Genomic DNA, 17086 nt, shown 5'->3' on the forward strand with positions numbered 1-17086 from the left:
ACCAGGTCCCAGGCCGGGTCGCTAGAAAGGTTCACGATGCAGGAATTTTTGCTGGTGCTCGCCTTCGCTGCTCTGCCCGCTGCCGGAAATCTGCTCGGAGGCCTGGCCGCCGAATTCTTCCACGTCTCCGATAAGACCCTCAGCAAGGCCCTGCACCTGGCGGCCGGAATAGTGCTGGCCGTCGTTGGCCTGGAACTGATGCCCGAAGCCCTCACCGGCAACCCGGCATGGGTTCCCATCGCTGCCTTCGCCGCCGGCGGTGCGGCGTTCATCGGACTTGAACGGCTCATTGCGTTCCTGGCGCAACGGGCTTGCCGGACAAGACGCCCAGGGTCCGATGGCCATCTTCACGGGAGTCGCGCTCGACCTGTTCAGCGACGGCGTCATGATCGGCACCGCAAGCCTCATCAACCCATCCCTCGGGCTGCTGCTGGCCCTGGGCCAGGTCCCTGCCGACATTCCCGAAGGATTCGCCGCCATCGCCACACTCAAGCGGGCCAAGGTCAAGCGAAGCCAACGCATCCTGCTGTCCCTGGCCTTCGGCATCCCGATACTTCTCGGAGCAAGCATCGGCTACTTTGTCCTGCGCGACGCACCCGAAATCATCACCCTGTCGGTCCTGGCCCTGACGGGCGGGATCCTGACCAGCGTGGTCATCGAAGAAATGATCAGCGAAGCCCATGAACGCGAAACCAGCCGGACCGACCCCATCTTCCTCACCGTCGGTGCCAGCCTCTTCGCGCTGATTTCCGTCTACCTCGGCTCATGAACGATCGCGAAAGAACCCACAAGAAACTAGTTTGCGCTGAGCCGTCGTTCTCATCCACGAGGTCGCCGAGGTGAACGGGATCCTCGACGGACTGCGCGCATCCCGGACCAAAAAATACCAGTCGCCCCAGCCGGAGGTGCACTCAACGAGCCTGCAAGCATATACTTTCAGCGACCGAAATATCCCCACCCCTTAGACTGCCCGGCCCGCCGGAACACAAGCTAAAGAACGGAACACCACATGAACAGCTCCACCACTTCAACGACCCGTGCCCCGAAGAAAACCAAGATCGTCGTCTGGATCCTGCTGGCCGTCGCCGTTATCGCCGCGGTCATTGGCTACTTCGTCGCGCAGAACAATTCCACGGCCGCGACTCCCGCCACTGACGCCGCCGCCACCGAACAGCAGGTCGTGCGGGAGAACAGCCGCGTGCTCTCCCAGGCTCCGGACGAGAAAGCGGTCCTGGTGGAGTTCCTGGACTTCGAATGCGAGGCCTGCGGAGCGGCCTACCCGTTCGTTGAGGAACTGCGCGCCGAGCACTCGGATAACGTCACCTTCGTCCAGCGGTACTTCCCGCTGCCCGGACACCTGAACTCCATGAACGCCGCTGTGGCCGTGGAGGCAGCAGCCCAGCAGGACGCCTATGAGGATATGTACAAGAAGATGTTCGACACCCAGGCCCAGTGGGGCGAATCCGCGGATAACAAGAGCGCCCTATTCCGTACCTACGCCGAAGACCTGGGACTGGACATGGCCGCCTACGACACCGCCGTCGCCGACCCGGCCACCGAGGAACGCGTGAAACTGGATATCGCCGATGGCAAGGCCCTGGGCGTGACCGGCACCCCGACGTTCTTCCTCGACGGAAAGATGCTCAACGTGCAGAGCCTGGATGAGTTCAAGGCCGCCGTCGCAGCGACGGCCGCCAATTAGCCACCGTCGCCAGACCCGGAAGGAAGACACCATGAGTACACCTGCCACCTCTGGCACCTCGGCCGGCCCCCGTGACCCGGCGATCCGCGTGCCCCGCTTTGCCCGACCGCGCACCTTCGGCTTCGTGCTGCTGGTTACCGGGGCCGTGGGCTGGGCCGCCTCGGCCATCCTCGTCCTGGAACGACTGGCCCTGTATGAGAACCCGGGCCACGTCACCAGCTGCGATGTGAACCCGTGGGTTTCCTGCGGGCGGGTCATGGGAACCTGGCAGTCGGAATTGTTCGGCTTCCCTAACCCGTTGATTGGCATTGTCGCCTTCGCGCTGATCTTGGCCACCGCCATGGTGGTGCTCTCCGGAGCAGCGCCGGGGCGCTGGTACTGGGCAGGTCTGCAAGTGGGAGTGAGCCTGGGGACGGTGTTCGTCATCTGGCTCTGGAGCCAGGCCCTCTTTGAGATCTATATTCTGTGCCTGTATTGCATGGTGGTCTGGGCGGCCATGATCCCGTTGTTCATCCTGCTCACGGTCCGCAACCTCGTCTATGGTGTGATTCCCGCGCCGCAGGTTCTGGTCAGGTTTGCGGCCGAGTGGGCTGGAACGCTCGTGGCCATCGTCTACGTCTTGGTGTCCGCTTCCGTGTTCGTGCGCTTCTTCCCGGCTTTCACCGGCGGCTAGACGCACTTCCCCGCGGGAACCTCGCCGGAGGTCCAATAGCGCCGTGAAAAGTACGCCGTCTATCGTTGCGATTCACACAATGGATGAGTTTTATCATCCCGTAAGCAGAACATCTTTCGGATTTGGGGGGAGTCCCGTAAGCCGGTCGTTCACCGGTGCAAGTACAGATGGTTTCGGACACTAACAAAATTTAGCGAGTTTCAGTTATTGTCAGATTCCCATAGGCCCCGTTATGCCGATATCGGCATAACGGGGCCTATGCGGACCTCATGATTATGCCGATATCTGTGTGGATCTACTGTTTTCTGGGGCGGGTGGGGCTGATCTGGTCGGCATTTTCCAACCTTTTCGTTGCATCCTTTTCCTACCAATACTTTGGAGAGGAGAACGAGATGGGGGTGAAGTTTTCTTCACCCCGGCCTGCTTTTGGATCGATTAGGCTGAGAACTTCTGCCCGGTCAATCGCTCATATGCTTCGATGTAGCGTGCACGGGTCTTTTCGATAATGTCTGCCGGCAACGCCGGAGGCTGCTGCCCGGAATTCTTGTCCCACCCGGATTCTGCCGAGGACAACCAGTCACGGACGAATTGCTTGTCAAAGCTGTCCTGAGCCTGGCCAGGTTCATAGGACTGCGCATCCCAGAAACGCGAGGAGTCCGGGGTGAGCACCTCATCGCCCAAGGTAATGTCCCCGGTCGCAGGATCCAGCCCGAACTCGACCTTCGTATCGGCCAAGATGATGCCGCGCTCGCGGGCAATCTTCTCGGCACGCTCATAAAGTGCAACGGTCTTTTCCCGCAGTGCTTCGGAGACGTCCAGTCCAACGCGCTCCACGGTCTGCTCAAAGGAAATGTTTTCGTCGTGTTCCCCTACTTCGGCCTTGGCCGAAGGGGTGAACAATGCAGGTTGCAACCGTGAACCATCAACTAGGCCTGCTGGCAGTGGCAAGGCGCATACCGTGGAAGACACCTTGTACTCGGCCAAGCCAGAGCCGGTCAGGTAGCCACGGGCGATGCACTCGATGGGATACATCTCAAGCTTCTCGCACACCATCGCACGTCCGGCAACTGCTTCTGGCACGTCGGTGGAAATCACGTGATTGGCAAATTCGCTGAGCTGGTTGAACCACCACAGACTGAGCTGGGTCAGTACCTTGCCCTTATCGGGGATCTCACTGGTCAGTACAAAATCGTAGGCACTGATCCTGTCCGAAGCGACAACGAGCACCCGGTCCGAGTCTGCAAAGCTGACACCTGCAGGTACGTAAAGATCCCGGACCTTGCCGGAGTAGAAATGGTCCCAACCTTCTAAGGAAAGTGTTTCTGTCTGCAATCCTGCCATTACTTGCTTTCCTTAGTCGTGAGGATTTCTCCACGTTCGGCCTTCAAAGCGATGTCGCTGCGCGACTGCGCTCCAGGCCAACTGATCTTCGCAACACCGGCATAGGCACTTGCCCGGGCACTGGCTAGATCATCACCCAGGGCAACGACGGCCAGAACCCGACCACCGGACACGATGGTGTTGCCGTCGGCATCGGCGCTGGTGCCAGCATGCATGACATGGACGTTGGGAACCGCGTTGGCTTGGTCAAGCCCGTGGATTATTCCACCCTTCACCGGGGTGTCAGGATAGTTCTCTGCGGCAATGACTACGTCAACTGCGGTCTGAGAAGACCAGCGCAGCTGTTCGGCGTCATCCAGTGTTCCATTCGCCGCAGCTAGCAGGATGCCGCCTAACGGAGTCTTCAGGCGAGCCAGCACCGCTTGGGTCTCCGGGTCGCCGAAGCGCGCGTTGAACTCGATCACGCGGATGCCACGCTTGGTGATGGCAAGGCCGCAGTACAGCACACCGGTGAACGGGGTGCCGCGCTTTTCCATTTCGCGCAACGTTGGGTAGGCGACGCGGTCCATGACCTCGTCGACAAAGGTTTCGGGCAGCCATTCAAGCGGTGAGTAGGCGCCCATACCACCGGTATTGGGCCCCTGATCGTTGTCGAAGATTCGTTTGAAGTCTTGCGCCGGGGCCAAAGGCACCGCGTGCTTACCGTCGCAAATGACGAAGAGCGATACTTCTGGGCCATCCAAGAATTCTTCGATGACCACGGTACCGCCGGCGGCAAAGCAGACTTCGGCGTGGGCCAGGGCTTCGGCGCGGTCATTGGTGACCACGACACCCTTTCCGGCTGCCAAGCCGTCGTCTTTAACCACGTAGGGTGCGCCAAAGTCGTCAAGCGCCGAGGCTGCTTCTGCCGAGTTGGTGGCCACATGCGCCATCGCGGTGGGCACCTGTGCGGCGGCCATCACGTCCTTGGCGAATGCTTTGGAAGCCTCCAGCTGGGCTGCGGCCTTGGTTGGTCCGAAAACGGGGATGCCCGCTTCGATTAACGCGTCGGCAACACCGGCGGCCAAGGGCGCTTCGGGACCAACGATCACTAGCTCGCTTGCCAGTTCGTTAGCCAGCGCCAGCACCGCTTGTGGGTCTTGCGCATCGATGTTGTGGGTGGTGACGTCCTGTGCGATACCGGCGTTACCGGGAGCGCAATGAACCTCATTGACGTAGGGGTCTGCACTCAGTGCACGGACAATTGCATGCTCACGGCCGCCTGGGCCAATAACCAGTACCTTCACCTCGCCGAGTTTACCGGAGATTAGTGCCAGGTTATTGGTCTGTGACCGGTCAATGAACACTTCTTACGAGTCACTATTTCTCTTCGGGTTTCTAGGGTTTCCTGATATTTGAGGTGCTCTAAGCACCGCTTAGACTGAGTCTTATGGCTTCGGCGATAGACATCACACACTGCACAGAGCTGCTTCGGGTTACCCGTAATTCGGTCGTTGAATCCAGACATTATGGAGCCGCGGTGGTGCTGGACGCTTCGGGAGAAATACTTGAAGCCCTCGGCGATCCGCAGGCCCTGATCTTTCCGCGTTCCGCGCTGAAACCTTTTCAAGCTATCGGTTCTCTGCGTGCCGGGGCGGTTCTGAGCTCCGCCCAACTAGCTTTGGCTTGCGCCAGCCACCTGGGTACCGCCAGACATCAGCAGTTGGCGCACAGTGTGCTCGCCTCGGTGAACTTGGGCGAAGATCATTTGCAGTGTCCGGCTTCATGGCCAGGCGATTCCGCCGCCAGAACCGAAATGATCATCGGTGGGCACAGTCAAAACAAGTTGGCATTCAACTGTTCGGGCAAACATGCGGCATTTCTTGCCGCCGCGGTATCGCGCGGAGAACCGGTAGAAACGTATCTGAATCCAGAACATCCGGTACAGCAGTGCGCGTTAGAAGCAATTGAAGAATTCTGCGGACCGGTAACTTTTGTGGGGGTGGATGGGTGCGGTGCTCCGGCACCGCAGATATCCTTGCATTCCTTAGCCAAGGGGTTCAAAAATCTCAGTACCAGCAGCGATCAGCATGTTCGTGCCGTCGCACACGCGATGCGCGAACATCCTTGGGCGGTACGCGGTCCCGGCAGCCCGAACACCATAGTTAGCGAATCCACCGGGATTATTGCCAAGTTGGGTGCCGAAGGCGTGCTGGGCATGAGCACCAACCAAGGGGTGAGCGTTGCGGTCAAAATGCTGGATGGCTCACCGCGCGGAATGGACCTGCTGGCTCTGGGGCTGCTGGCCAAACATGGTGCCCTCACACCGCAGAAGCTGCAAGAATTGTCTTCTAAACTGGCGCCGGCAGGCACCACCGAGGGTTCCCGCGCAGCGCAGATTCACTATGCCGGTCAGCGATTCTTGCCTGGCTCGCCTCGATGATGCCGAGGCTCGCAGCGCGAAATATGACATTTTCACGTCATCGAAGGAGTCAGATCTAAGGCCATGGCGATCAAAAGAAGAATCGATGAACCTACCGGGCGCACGGCGTTACGCGAGTGGGCGCAAAATGCTGGAACTGGCGGGAAAACAGGGCGTTCCACGCTCGCTACGGCGGTGCGTTTTACGTTGGAGGAACTCGCCTCGCGGGCCGAGGGAAACTCGGTTGAAGTGCGCATCCCGCCCTTCGGTGTGACCCAATGCATTGAAGGACCTCGGCATACCAGGGGAACCCCTCCGAATGTGGTCGAAATGCCTGCTGAATTATGGCTATCGCTAGTCACCGGGAGAACCGATTGGGCTACGGCCGTGCAATCGGGGCAATTGCATGCCTCCGGACTAAGGGCAGACTTGTCGGCACATCTGCCACTAATTGAGTACCCTTAAAGTATGGAGCAACACCCCGCCACCCCGTCATCCGCTGATCAGCCAATTACCGTGCTGGTTCATGCGGCACCACGTTTCTGGCCATTTGTACTGACCGGCGCCGTTCTCGGTGCGCTGATCGGTGCCATCATTGGCTTCCTTGGTGAACCTTCAATGGATTACACCGTAGGTTCGGCTATCGGATTCTTCGCCATGTTTTGTGCAGGACTTGGCATTGGGCTGGGCGCACTTGCCTTTGTAATTATCGACCGCGTAACTTCGCGCAAAACCACCCAAAAACTGGCGGTGCCCCTGGCCGGGGATACCACCAGCGAGCAACAAGGCTAGGCGCCCTCCCCTTCCCAGGAAGGCATGTGGCGGCCGCGCACCTGGTCGTCGCTCACCACATAAGCGGTCGAAGACGACCAATAGATACATGAGAGAATATTGACATGGCGCGTGGCGATGGACTACTTAATCATGACTTGCTTCCCAGCGAAAAAGGTCCGCAGGATGAATGCGGAGTTTTTGGTGTTTGGGCACCTGGCGAAGACGTTGCAAAACTAACTTATTACGGGCTCTACGCTCTGCAGCACCGTGGACAAGAGTCCGCCGGTATTGCCACCAGCGATGGCTCGCGAATCAACGTGTACAAAGACATGGGCTTGGTTTCCCAGGTTTTTGATGAAAACACCTTAAATTCGATGACCGGCCACCTAGCAGTTGGCCACTGCCGGTACTCCACCACCGGGGCAAGCCACTGGGCCAACGCGCAGCCAACCTTGGGCCCTACCCAGACCGGCACCGTCGCTTTGGCGCATAACGGTAACTTAACCAACTCGGCGCAGCTAGCCGAAATGGTGGAGGCTAAGCAGCTGGCCGAAGGCGGTAAGGTCCGTGGCGAAATCGCTCAGGGCAACACCACCGACACCGCGCTGGTCACCGCGTTGCTTGCTGGCTCCGAAGGCCAGTCCTTAGAAGAAACCGCGTTGGAGTTGCTGCCGAAGATTGAAGGCGCATTCTGCTTTGTCTTCATGGATGAAAACACCATGTATGCAGCGCGTGACCCACACGGGGTACGCCCGCTGGTTCTAGGCCGTTTGGACCGTGGCTGGGTTGTTGCTTCCGAGCAGCCCGGTCTTGCTACCGTCGGCGCCTCATTCATTCGTGAAATTGAGCCTGGCGAACTGATCGCTATCGATGAAAGTGGCGTGCGTTCTACTCGCTTCGCCGAAGCCACCCCGAAGGGTTGCGTCTTCGAGTACGTGTACCTAGCCCGCCCGGATGCTTCCATTGCTGGCCGCTCAGTGTATGAAGCTCGCGTAGAAATGGGCCGTCAGCTGGCCCGTGAAAACAGTGCGGATGCAGATATTGTCATCCCGGTCCCGGAATCCGGCACACCTGCCGCCATTGGTTATGCCGAGGAATCAGGGATTCCTTTCACCCACGGTTTCGTCAAGAACGCCTATGTGGGCCGCACCTTCATCCAGCCCTCGCAGACCTTGCGTCAGCTGGGTATCAAGCTGAAACTTAATGCTTTGGAAACCGTGCTGCGCGGCAAACGCGTGGTTGTGGTGGACGATTCGATTGTGCGCGGTAATACCCAGCGCGCCGTGGTGCGGATGTTGCGCGAAGCTGGTGCCGCCGAGGTCCACGTAAAGATCTCTTCACCACCGGTGAAGTGGCCTTGCTTCTACGGCATCGATTTCGCCACCCGTGCGGAACTGATTGCCAATGGTGCTGCCGTGGATGAAATCGGTAAGTCCATCGGCGCCGATTCTTTGGCTTACATTTCCGAGGAAGGCATGATCGGTTCGACCTTGCAGCCTCGCGAGAAGCTGTGCACCGCGTGCTTTACCGGCGACTACCCGATTGCGCTGCCAGGTGATGAGCGCCGCGGGAAGAACCTGCTGGAGAAGAGCAACCAGGGCGGCTGCGAGCCGGGCCCGGATGCCGAACTCGAATCTTCCCTGTAACTAGCCACCTCACTACTACCTCGTTGCAAGCGGCACCGTTACCTCGGTGTTCACGACAGAAAAGGACCCATCTGCCATGAGCGGCACGCAAGAGCAGCCCACCTCCATCACCTACGCCGGAGCCGGTGTCGACGTCGAGGCCGGTGACCGCGCCGTTGAACTGATGAAGGGCGCCATCAAGGCCACGCACACTTCCGGAGTAGTCGGCGGGGTCGGCGGTTTCGCTGGCCTATTCGATGTTTCTTTCCTGACCGGATACAAGAAGCCTTACCTAGCAACTTCCACCGATGGTGTGGGCACCAAGGTGGCTATCGCCCAGAAGCTAGATATCCACGACACCATCGGTCAGGACCTGGTCGGCATGGTGGTAGATGACATCGTAGTGGTTGGCGCGAAGCCGCTGTTCATGACCGATTACATCGCTACCGGCAAGGTAGTTCCGGAGCGTATCGCCGACATCGTGCGAGGTATCGCCGAGGGTTGCAAGCTCGCAGGCACCGCATTGGTAGGCGGCGAAACCGCTGAGCACCCAGGCTTGCTGGCCGAAGACGAATACGACGTGGCAGGTGCCGCCACCGGTGTTATCGAGGCAGATCAGCTGCTCGGCCCAGAACGTGTGCTGGCCGGCGACGTTGTCATCGGTATGGCTTCCTCAGGCATCCACTCCAACGGTTACTCGCTGGTGCGCCGTGTGATCGCACATGCTAAGTGGGAACTAGAGCGTGAGGTCGCCGAGTTCGGCCGCACCTTGGGCGAGGAACTGTTGGTTCCGACCCGCATTTACACCACTGCCTGCTTGGACTTGATTGATGAATTGAATACCGGAGAAGACTTCGGCGTTCACGGCTTCAGCCACGTTACCGGTGGCGGTCTGGCAGCTAACTTGGCTCGCGTACTCCCCCAGGGCCTGATGGCCCGCGTGGATCGCTCCACCTGGTCGCTTCCAGCGGTCTTCTCCACGATTGCTTCCCTCGGCAACGTTCCGTTGCCTGACCTTGAGCGCACCCTGAACCTGGGTGTGGGCATGGTGGCAGTAGTGGACCAGAGTGTTGCTGACCGCGCGGTGGCGCTGTTGAACAAGGCTGGCATGGGTGCATGGATCATGGGCTCGGTAGAGAAGCTTGACCCATCGGCTAGCTCGGCAGGTCTGGACTATGTACAGGGTGCCAAGGGTGTTGACGGTGGCGGCGTGCTGCTGACCGGTAACTACGCCAAGTAACTGCTAGTTTAACGATTTGATGCGTCGCCCCCTTTCCGGGTGTGACGCATCAATTCTTTAAAGTGACCCGGCTAGTGAAGCTGGGACAGTGCCTGATCCAGCGGAACCCGCCAACGCCAGGTGGCCTTCTGCTCGCCACGCACGTGCCCGTTAGTTACCAAGGCAACAGGCAAACCTCTCTTAACAAAGTTCAAAAGGATTTTGTACCCGCTCATCACCGCCAATGACGAGCCAAGCACCAGCAACGAGTCGGAGCTTTCTTCAAGCCTGGCAATTTGCTCCTTGCGTTCGGCTGGCACGTTTTCCCCGAAGTAGACAACGTCCGGCTTCAAAGCCAGCGAGCCACAATACAGACAGCTTCCCATCACAAAGCGGTCAACCAGGTACTGAGGTAGTTCTACGTCACCGTCCGGGTTGATGGCGCTAGGATCGACGTCTACGGCTTCCAGGTAGCCAACGTTGAGCTCTTGGAGCCGGTCATCAAAATGCTGCCGGTCTTCGGATTTCCCACAATCTAGGCAACGCACTATCGAGAGGTCCCCATGCACCGGGATCACCGTCTTGGAACCAGCTTGCTGGTGCAAGCCATCAACATTCTGGGTGATGATGCCGCTGATTCGACCTTCTTCTTCCCAACGCACTAGTCGGTGGTGGATGGCGTTAGGCTCGGCCCGAAACATGTGCCGCCAGCCAACAAATCCGCGGGCCCAATAGCGTTGGCGTGCTTCGGGTCGATACTTGAATTCTTGATAGGTCATCGGACGGTGACGCTGTAAGGAACCGTTCGGGCCGCGGTAGTCAGGAATACCCGAATCTGTGGAGACTCCGGCTCCGGTCACCACCAGGACGTTGCCACGGTCCAGCTGAGCTTGAACTCCGGCCCGAGCTTCTGCGTTGGGATGCGGCTGCGCTTGTTGCTCAACGATGCGTTGCATCGAACGTATGGCAGATTGATGGGCCATCTGAATCGATAGCTCTTCGGGTGTACTCACTAGTGTGCGCCCTTTCGCGGGTTCCGAACACGACAAATGCCGCAGCGACCTAAAGCTAATTTAGCTTAGTCGTTGCGGCTTGTCGTAAATATGTACTGTAGAGCTGCACCACTTCAAATGAAGGCTGGCACCCGAGCCAAAGACTCTCGGTTAACTGGCCGATGTTTAGTCGGCGTCGTCGTCTCCCGAGTACTTTTTAGTCTGCTCGTCGTATTTCGAATATTCGTCGTCATACGAAGAATCAACAGGCACCGGTTTTGGGGTCTGATGTTCGGACCTGATACCCAGCTCTCGCTCGAGTGCTGTCAGGTCAGTCGAGGGCGAGTAGTACTTGATGTCTCGCGCTTGACGCTGTGCTTTAGCCTTTTGACGGCCGCGCCCCATGGCGTGACCCCCTCTTTTCAGTAGAGTCGGAAGGTGGTCCACCTAATAGGTGGAGGCCCCCGAATATGTGATCAGTTCTTTCGTAATTAAAGGTTAACACGATTCCACGGCGAGCGCTGAACGCAACACGTGCCAGACCCGTTAGACTGTCGATTAGTCCAACGACTATTTAGTGAGCTTGCTCCCAAAATATCCTCGGCAATCCTTGAAGGAGCACTACAGGTGGTGGAAAAAGATCTACCCGAGCCGCAGGCGGCTTTACCGCCCCTACAGCCGGAATCGGAGAAGCCCAAACGGCAAATCGGCCAGTGGGTTTTGCTCGTCATTGCTGTTTTAGCTTTGAGCGCCGCGGTAGTTTTCGTTGTACTTCGCTTTATTACACCAACTACGCCAGAGGCGAACACCGTAGAGCGAAATGAAAGCCCCGGATTGGACGGAGTGATCGCCGCCTCGATCCCCCCGGAGCAGTTAGTCCTCGGCGACTGCCTGCGTGGCTTTGATTCTCCGCTATCCCCACAGACGGTTGTTACCTGCGATTCCTCGCATAACGCTCAGCTCATCGGAACCTTCGAGTTGACCGGCGACAAATATCCCGGATCAAATGAGTTGCTCACCGAGTCCGAATCGCTGTGCAAATCAGTTTCGCTCGACCCTAGTGCTGGACTGGATTCCACCTGGACGTACCACTTCTCACGCCCCTCGGAAAGTACCTGGTCCCAAGGTGACCGTCAGGTCTCTTGCTTCCTGGGACTGACCGAGGGAAATGTTCGCAACTCGCTACTTCCCGATAACGAAGAAAGCTAAGTTACGTCACTGACTTACGCTGATGGCCGGTGGATTTCCACCGGCCATCAGTGCGTCGACGCAACCTTTAGCTACTCGCTTTCGCGGGTTCCGCGGGTGACGACGAGTTTATCTCCCTCCGGGTCAAGGCCCACCTGCACACGATCCCCGTCCTGAATATTTCCTCCCAGAAGCTGACGAGCCAATCGGTCACCGATTTCGCGTTGCACCAAGCGGCGAAGCGGCCGGGCACCATAAGCCGGGTCGTAGCCGGTCATGGCCAGCCACTCGCTGGCGGCTTCGGAAACGTCCAAACTTAGTCGACGCTCGGAAAGCCTTGCAGCCAGCAGGTCAATTTGCAGTTTCACAATGTTGCCCAGCTCATTGATGCTCAACGGATCAAACATGATGATCTCGTCCAGACGGTTCAAGAACTCTGGTTTGAAGGAAGCATTAACCACGTTCATCACGGCTGCCTTCTTGTCCTTGTCTTCCAGGTTTGGGTCCACCAGGAACTGGGAACCCATATTGGAGGTCAGGATCAAGATCGTGTTTCTGAAGTCAACGGTACGGCCCTGCCCATCGGTCAAGCGTCCATCATCAAGCACCTGCAAGAGGATGTCGAAAACTTCAGGGTGGGCTTTTTCCACTTCGTCCAGCAAGATCACCGAGTACGGACGGCGCCTTACTGCTTCGGTCAGCTGTCCGCCCTCTTCATAACCGACATAGCCCGGAGGCGCTCCGACTAGTCGCGATACCGAGTGCTTCTCGGCGTACTCGGACATGTCGATACGCACCATCGCACGAGGATCATCAAAGAGGAAGTCGGCTAGGGACTTGGCCAGCTCCGTCTTACCCACACCGGTAGGTCCAAGGAATAGGAACGAGCCGGTAGGCCGGTCCGGATCCGAAATTCCCGCACGGGTTCGGCGCACCGCATCGGAGACCGCGGTTACCGCCTGTTGCTGACCCACCAGGCGCTGGCCGATGATTGATTCCATCTCCAGCAGCTTCTGGCTTTCGCCTTGCAGCATCCGTCCGGCGGGGATACCTGTCCACGCCGAGATGACTTCGGCAATGTCATCAGCGGTCACCTCTTCAGCCACCATGGTGTGTTCGTGGCTCTTGCCTGCCTCAGCCTCGGCTGCCGCTTCAAGTTCGCCTTGCAACGTGGGGATCTCTCCGTAGAGCAGTCGTGAGGCATTTTCCAGGTCACCTTCGCGCTGGAACTTTTCGGCCTGCGAGCGCAGCTCATCTAGCTTCACCTTCAGATCACCTACGCGGTTCAGCCCTGACTTCTCCGCATCCCATTGGGCATTGAGCGCATCGAGGGTTTCCTTCTTATCGGCCATATCCATACGAAGCGCGTCGAGGCGTTCAATGGATCCCGGATCGGTCTCCCCGGCGAGCGCGAGCTCTTCCATGGTCAGCCTGTCCACTTCACGGCGCAGCTCATCGATTTCCTCGGGAGCCGAGTCAATCTCCATACGCAGGCGGCTGGCCGCCTCATCGACCAGGTCAATGGCTTTGTCCGGCAACTGCCGCCCGGAGATGTACCTGTTGGACAGCGTAGAAGCAGCCACGAGTGCCGAGTCGGCGATGGACACCTTGTGGTGTGCTTCGTAGCGTTCCTTGAGTCCGCGCAGGATTGCGATCGTGTCATCCACGCTTGGCTCCCCCACATAGACCTGCGCAAAGCGACGCTCCAGTGCCGGGTCTTTTTCGATATTTTCGCGGTACTCATCCAGCGTGGTGGCGCCGATCAGGCGTAGTTCACCGCGCGCGAGCATTGGCTTGAGCATATTGCCGGCATCCATAGCGCCTTCGGAAGCGCCAGCGCCTACGACGGTATGAATCTCATCGATGAATGTGACAATCTGTCCGTCCGAGGCTCTGATCTCTTCGAGTACAGACTTCAGGCGTTCTTCGAACTCGCCACGGTATTTCGCGCCGGCAATCATAGATCCGAGGTCTAGCGAGATGAGTGTCTTTCCTCGCAGCGACTCTGGCACGTCTCCGGCGATCATGCGCTGAGCGAGTCCTTCAACCACGGCGGTTTTACCTACGCCAGGCTCACCGATGAGCACCGGGTTATTTTTGGTGCGCCGGGAGAGTACCTGGACCACGCGGCGGATTTCCTTATCGCGGCCGATGACCGGATCAAGTTTGCCCGAGCGGGCTAGCGCGGTCATATCCGTGCCGAACTTCTCTAGGGCTTGGAAGGTGTCTTCCGGGTTGGGGTTATCAACCTTGCGGTCCCCACGGATAGTGGGCAACGTTGCCACCAACAATTCCCGGGTAGCCCCGGAGTCGCGCAGCGCTTCGCCGGCTTTGGTCTGGTCAGAGGCTAAGGCGATCAGCAGGTGTTCGGTGGAGACATAGGTGTCCCCCATGTTGTTCGCGATCTCCTGTGCGGTGCTGACTACTTGGAGCAATTGACGAGAGAATTGGGCTTGAGCCACCGAGGATCCGGAATTAGCAGGCAAGGCATTGATAGCCGTACTCGATTTCGCCGAGAGCGCTTCAACGTCCAGACCTGCAGTTTTCAGTAATGCCACGGCAACCGAGTCTCGCTGATCTAACAAGGCCTTCAGCAAGTGAGCTGGTTCGATCTGCGGGTTTCCCGCGGTCGAAGCATTCATCCCGGAAGCAGATAGAGCCTCCTGGCTCTTGGTGGTGAGCTTGGTGTCCACGCGAATCCTTTCTCTCTGAGGGTGAACCCATAAACTTGAGTGTACTTAACTCAACTCTACTCTTGGTGTTCTTATTCCGCATCAACTAAATTTTTCTCGATTGCTCCACGCGTCATCAAACGGCAACGACTCACCGGCCCACAGCATGGCTAGTTAGAATTAGTATCAGTGCGTGATTCGTCGCCGAAAACTAGCTTGGGGCTCAGTGCTTCGCCGAAATATCCAGACTCACGCACCTATTGACCTACTATCCGTAGCTCAAATCAGTTCAAATCTTGGGGACCGGAAATAATGCCGAAGTCTACTGTTCGCTCGGTCACGCGCCGTCGATTTTTGACGTTGGCGTCGGCCAGCGTAACCCTGGGCGCTACCAACGCCTGCGCTGTGCGTCGTGTTGTTCCCTCAGAACGCGCAGTAAGTTTCGGCTTTGAAAACATTGTCACTGACACCCCGCGCTGGGAACACTATGCTCAACAGCTTCGTCAGGTAAATGCCACGGGGCTCTCACTCAGCGTTGGCCGCACCGATTGGACCGCATTCAACTGGGAAGCACGGCCGCAGGCCTCCGCGGATGGCGTGGCCAGTAGCGGCCGAGACTACGTTGCTGAAGCTATCCACGCGCTCAGACCAGAACTGACTGGCAATTCGGAAATCACCCTAACTATCGACACCTTGTGTCCAGCAAACATCGCGGCTGACCCGAGCATTGCCGGTGTTAATCCACAAGGCGAAGCATCCTATGACTTTCCTAGCGTGAGTTCTTTAGAAAGCGGGATAGCCGGAGACCTACTAGTGCAGCTGGCAGGTGAGATTTGTGCCAGGTACAAGCCGAACCGAATTTCATTGACCGAGCTAATGTTTGACGACTTCACCTTCGGAACCCCAGATTTACGCTCCTTCAGCAAGCACAGTGGCAAGAAAGACTGGCCGCGAGCCTCCACCGGGGAAATTGACACCGCGCACCCGAGTCTTGGAATCTGCCGTTCGGCCGCTCTGGCCAACTTGTTGTCTCGAATTAGAACCGCGGCCCAGGCTCGTGGAGTACTACTGGATATGGACGTCAGGGCCTCCTGGGCAAACCCGGACGGTGACCGGGCGGCTTCCGGTCATGCCTACGAAACCTTGCTCTCCGCGGCGGATCGACTCATCATATGGAACTACTTCTCCATCAATGTGAGTACCCCAGACTATGGTGGTCGGCTGGCCCGGTCGTTGCAGCAAAGATTTCCTGGACGGTTCGTCATGTCAACAGGGCTTTGGGCGCAAAACTCGGCGCTGGCACCAGAACAACTTGCTTCCGCACTACAAACTATCTCGGAAGCTGGCCCGGTTGCCGTCTCGGTGACTCCCGTGAGTTTGATGACTCAAGAACATTGGGATGTGCTCGCAAGAGCTTGGAAACTCTGAACGCAGACGTTGCGTCACACCTTGCATAACGCGCAGACTAGAGCATGCCCAATCCAGATTCCACTGCCCACCACGCCCCACATCCGGCTCAACTGGCTGACGAGTTTATTGAGCAACACCGGAAAATGCTTCTGGAATGCCTCGATGGGCTAAGCGAGACCGAAGCAAAAATGCATCTGGTCTCTTCCAAGACCACGTTGCTTGGCCTGGTAAAGCACGTGACCTTCGTGGAACGAGTCTGGTTTGGCGAGGCCGTCACCGGTGCCTCACGAGCGGACCTAGGAATTGTGCAAACACCTGATCAATCCTTTGATCTGGCGGCCCAAGACACTATTGAATCGATCCAGCGCGCTTACCGGGACGCTATTTCGCTGTCCCGTACAGCTCGCGCAGAGTTGGCCGATGATGCGCTTCTTCCAGGTAACCGCCGTGGCCCCTTGCCATTAGCTTGGGTCCAACTCCACGTTCTTCGGGAACTGGCCCAGCACTGTGGGCACGCTGATATTTTGCGCGAACAAATCCTGCAGCGCCGACAGCAAAAAGCTTAGACACAACCAAGTAAGCAAAAGCCGGTCCATACGGAACCGGCTCTAGCTTAGTTGCATAAAATTTAGCGTCGCATCCCTGCGATGTAATAATCCGAAGGAACAATTTCCTTCCCTAGCGGCATCAAAGATACCGGGATCATTTTGAGGTTTGCGATACCTAGCGGGATGCCAATAATGGAAACGAACATCGGGATCGCGGTCACCACGTGACCGATGGCGATCCAGATTCCAGCGAAAACTAACCAAATAATATTTCCCAGTGTCGAAAAGGCTCCTACCGGGCCGCGGTCGACGACGGTGCGGCCAAAGGGCCACAAGGCGTAACCGGCGATCCTAAAGGAAGCGATACCAAACGGAATGGTGACGATGAGCAGGCAGCAGATAATGCCGGCCAGAACATACCCCAACGCTAACCACAGGCCGCCGAATAGTAGCCAAATGATATTCAAGATGCCACGCACTAAATCTGTCATGCTTCTAGCATGACAGCGCTTCGCTAGTCCGCGCTATAGGGGAACACCCG

At 57.9% G+C, this 17086-nt stretch carries 18 protein-coding genes; 11 read left to right on the forward strand and 7 right to left on the reverse strand.

What is annotated here, in order from left to right; all coding sequences use genetic code 11:
- Positions 1–21: 21 nt before the first annotated feature.
- Positions 22–306 carry a hypothetical protein gene (locus IEX04_RS18785; RefSeq protein ID WP_229677076.1) on the reverse strand — a complete coding sequence of 95 codons (285 nt, stop codon included), beginning with the start codon at positions 304–306 and terminating at the stop codon, positions 22–24.
- On the opposite strand from IEX04_RS18785, the gene IEX04_RS09195 reads away from it, so the two are divergent.
- From IEX04_RS09195 to IEX04_RS09205, 3 genes are all read left to right on the forward strand, one after another.
- The gene (locus IEX04_RS09195) at positions 278–769 is read left to right on the forward strand and encodes a ZIP family metal transporter (protein WP_229677077.1); all 492 of its coding nucleotides are present in this window, start codon (positions 278–280) and stop codon (positions 767–769) included. The genes IEX04_RS18785 and IEX04_RS09195 overlap by 29 nt on opposite strands.
- A gap of 240 nt (positions 770–1009) precedes the next feature.
- Positions 1010–1702 (forward strand): DsbA family protein, encoded by a 693-nt coding sequence (locus tag IEX04_RS09200; protein ID WP_188685229.1) that lies wholly within the window; start codon positions 1010–1012, stop codon positions 1700–1702.
- A 31-nt stretch (positions 1703–1733) separates the two neighbouring features.
- Positions 1734–2375: a vitamin K epoxide reductase family protein gene (locus tag IEX04_RS09205; RefSeq protein WP_188685230.1), complete on the forward strand. Its 642-nt coding sequence runs from the start codon at positions 1734–1736 to the stop codon at positions 2373–2375.
- 435 nt (positions 2376–2810) lie between these two features.
- Here the strand turns inward: IEX04_RS09205 and IEX04_RS09210 are convergent, their stop codons facing one another.
- Together IEX04_RS09210 and purD are read right to left on the reverse strand one after the other, a co-directional pair.
- Positions 2811–3716, reverse strand: coding sequence for a phosphoribosylaminoimidazolesuccinocarboxamide synthase (locus IEX04_RS09210; RefSeq protein ID WP_188685232.1), 906 nt, complete (start codon positions 3714–3716; stop codon positions 2811–2813).
- Positions 3716–5002 (reverse strand): phosphoribosylamine--glycine ligase, encoded by a 1287-nt coding sequence (gene purD, locus IEX04_RS09215; RefSeq protein WP_188685274.1) that lies wholly within the window; start codon positions 5000–5002, stop codon positions 3716–3718. Before purD ends, IEX04_RS09210 begins: the two co-directional genes overlap by 1 nt.
- A gap of 143 nt (positions 5003–5145) precedes the next feature.
- On the opposite strand from purD, the gene IEX04_RS09220 reads away from it, so the two are divergent.
- From IEX04_RS09220 to purM, 5 genes are all read left to right on the forward strand, one after another.
- Positions 5146–6138 (forward strand): asparaginase, encoded by a 993-nt coding sequence (locus tag IEX04_RS09220; RefSeq protein ID WP_188685233.1) that lies wholly within the window; start codon positions 5146–5148, stop codon positions 6136–6138.
- A 63-nt stretch (positions 6139–6201) separates the two neighbouring features.
- The gene (locus IEX04_RS09225) at positions 6202–6582 is read left to right on the forward strand and encodes a sterol carrier family protein (protein ID WP_188685234.1); all 381 of its coding nucleotides are present in this window, start codon (positions 6202–6204) and stop codon (positions 6580–6582) included.
- Between the two features lie 3 nt (positions 6583–6585).
- The gene (locus IEX04_RS09230; RefSeq protein ID WP_096257054.1) at positions 6586–6909 is read left to right on the forward strand and encodes a hypothetical protein; all 324 of its coding nucleotides are present in this window, start codon (positions 6586–6588) and stop codon (positions 6907–6909) included.
- A 104-nt stretch (positions 6910–7013) separates the two neighbouring features.
- Positions 7014–8537, forward strand: a complete 1524-nt coding sequence (purF, locus tag IEX04_RS09235) for an amidophosphoribosyltransferase (protein WP_188685235.1) — start codon at positions 7014–7016, stop codon at positions 8535–8537.
- Positions 8538–8613: 76 nt separating this feature from the next.
- Positions 8614–9756, forward strand: a complete 1143-nt coding sequence (gene purM, locus IEX04_RS09240) for a phosphoribosylformylglycinamidine cyclo-ligase (protein WP_188685236.1) — start codon at positions 8614–8616, stop codon at positions 9754–9756.
- A 71-nt stretch (positions 9757–9827) separates the two neighbouring features.
- Here purM and IEX04_RS09245 read toward each other — a convergent pair whose 3' ends face one another.
- Together IEX04_RS09245 and IEX04_RS09250 are read right to left on the reverse strand one after the other, a co-directional pair.
- Positions 9828–10718, reverse strand: a complete 891-nt coding sequence (locus IEX04_RS09245) for a Sir2 family NAD-dependent protein deacetylase (RefSeq protein WP_188685276.1) — start codon at positions 10716–10718, stop codon at positions 9828–9830.
- A 195-nt stretch (positions 10719–10913) separates the two neighbouring features.
- Complete coding sequence (locus tag IEX04_RS09250; RefSeq protein ID WP_096257058.1) at positions 10914–11132, reverse strand: DUF3073 domain-containing protein; 219 nt, start codon at positions 11130–11132, stop codon at positions 10914–10916.
- Between the two features lie 225 nt (positions 11133–11357).
- On the opposite strand from IEX04_RS09250, the gene IEX04_RS09255 reads away from it, so the two are divergent.
- Positions 11358–11936, forward strand: coding sequence for a septum formation family protein (locus IEX04_RS09255; protein ID WP_170947909.1), 579 nt, complete (start codon positions 11358–11360; stop codon positions 11934–11936).
- Between the two features lie 71 nt (positions 11937–12007).
- Here the strand turns inward: IEX04_RS09255 and clpB are convergent, their stop codons facing one another.
- Entirely contained in the window at positions 12008–14608 is a 2601-nt protein-coding gene (gene clpB, locus IEX04_RS09260) for an ATP-dependent chaperone ClpB (RefSeq protein WP_188685238.1), read from the reverse strand.
- Between the two features lie 291 nt (positions 14609–14899).
- Here clpB and IEX04_RS09265 point away from each other — a divergent pair, with 291 nt between their 5' ends.
- Both IEX04_RS09265 and IEX04_RS09270 read left to right on the forward strand, forming a co-directional pair.
- Positions 14900–16015 (forward strand): hypothetical protein, encoded by a 1116-nt coding sequence (locus IEX04_RS09265; RefSeq protein ID WP_188685240.1) that lies wholly within the window; start codon positions 14900–14902, stop codon positions 16013–16015.
- Positions 16016–16059: 44 nt separating this feature from the next.
- A complete protein-coding gene (locus tag IEX04_RS09270) occupies positions 16060–16563 on the forward strand; it encodes a DinB family protein (protein ID WP_188685243.1) in 504 nt (167 codons plus the stop codon).
- Positions 16564–16625: 62 nt separating this feature from the next.
- Here the strand turns inward: IEX04_RS09270 and IEX04_RS09275 are convergent, their stop codons facing one another.
- Positions 16626–17036 (reverse strand): YccF domain-containing protein, encoded by a 411-nt coding sequence (locus IEX04_RS09275; protein WP_096257063.1) that lies wholly within the window; start codon positions 17034–17036, stop codon positions 16626–16628.
- Between the last annotated feature and the right edge of the window lie 50 nt (positions 17037–17086).

It is taken from the genome of Glutamicibacter ardleyensis, assembly GCF_014644555.1.
Taxonomy (GTDB): domain Bacteria; phylum Actinomycetota; class Actinomycetes; order Actinomycetales; family Micrococcaceae; genus Glutamicibacter; species Glutamicibacter bergerei.

Bases quoted from the DNA above. Each gene is read 5' to 3' on its own strand.
- IEX04_RS09200 (WP_188685229.1), top strand. From the start codon at position 1,010: ATGAACAGCTCCACCACTTCAACGACCCGTGCCCCGAAGAAAACCAAG.
- IEX04_RS09205 (WP_188685230.1), top strand. From the start codon at position 1,734: ATGAGTACACCTGCCACCTCTGGCACCTCGGCCGGCCCCCGTGACCCG.
- IEX04_RS09210 (WP_188685232.1), bottom strand. From the start codon at position 3,716: ATGGCAGGATTGCAGACAGAAACACTTTCCTTAGAAGGTTGGGACCAT.
- IEX04_RS09220 (WP_188685233.1), top strand. From the start codon at position 5,146: ATGGCTTCGGCGATAGACATCACACACTGCACAGAGCTGCTTCGGGTT.
- IEX04_RS09225 (WP_188685234.1), top strand. From the start codon at position 6,202: ATGGCGATCAAAAGAAGAATCGATGAACCTACCGGGCGCACGGCGTTA.
- IEX04_RS09230 (WP_096257054.1), top strand. From the start codon at position 6,586: ATGGAGCAACACCCCGCCACCCCGTCATCCGCTGATCAGCCAATTACC.
- purF (WP_188685235.1), top strand. From the start codon at position 7,014: ATGGCGCGTGGCGATGGACTACTTAATCATGACTTGCTTCCCAGCGAA.
- purM (WP_188685236.1), top strand. From the start codon at position 8,614: ATGAGCGGCACGCAAGAGCAGCCCACCTCCATCACCTACGCCGGAGCC.
- IEX04_RS09245 (WP_188685276.1), bottom strand. From the start codon at position 10,718: ATGGCCCATCAATCTGCCATACGTTCGATGCAACGCATCGTTGAGCAA.
- IEX04_RS09250 (WP_096257058.1), bottom strand. From the start codon at position 11,132: ATGGGGCGCGGCCGTCAAAAGGCTAAAGCACAGCGTCAAGCGCGAGAC.
- IEX04_RS09265 (WP_188685240.1), top strand. From the start codon at position 14,900: ATGCCGAAGTCTACTGTTCGCTCGGTCACGCGCCGTCGATTTTTGACG.
- IEX04_RS09270 (WP_188685243.1), top strand. From the start codon at position 16,060: ATGCCCAATCCAGATTCCACTGCCCACCACGCCCCACATCCGGCTCAA.
- IEX04_RS09275 (WP_096257063.1), bottom strand. From the start codon at position 17,036: ATGACAGATTTAGTGCGTGGCATCTTGAATATCATTTGGCTACTATTC.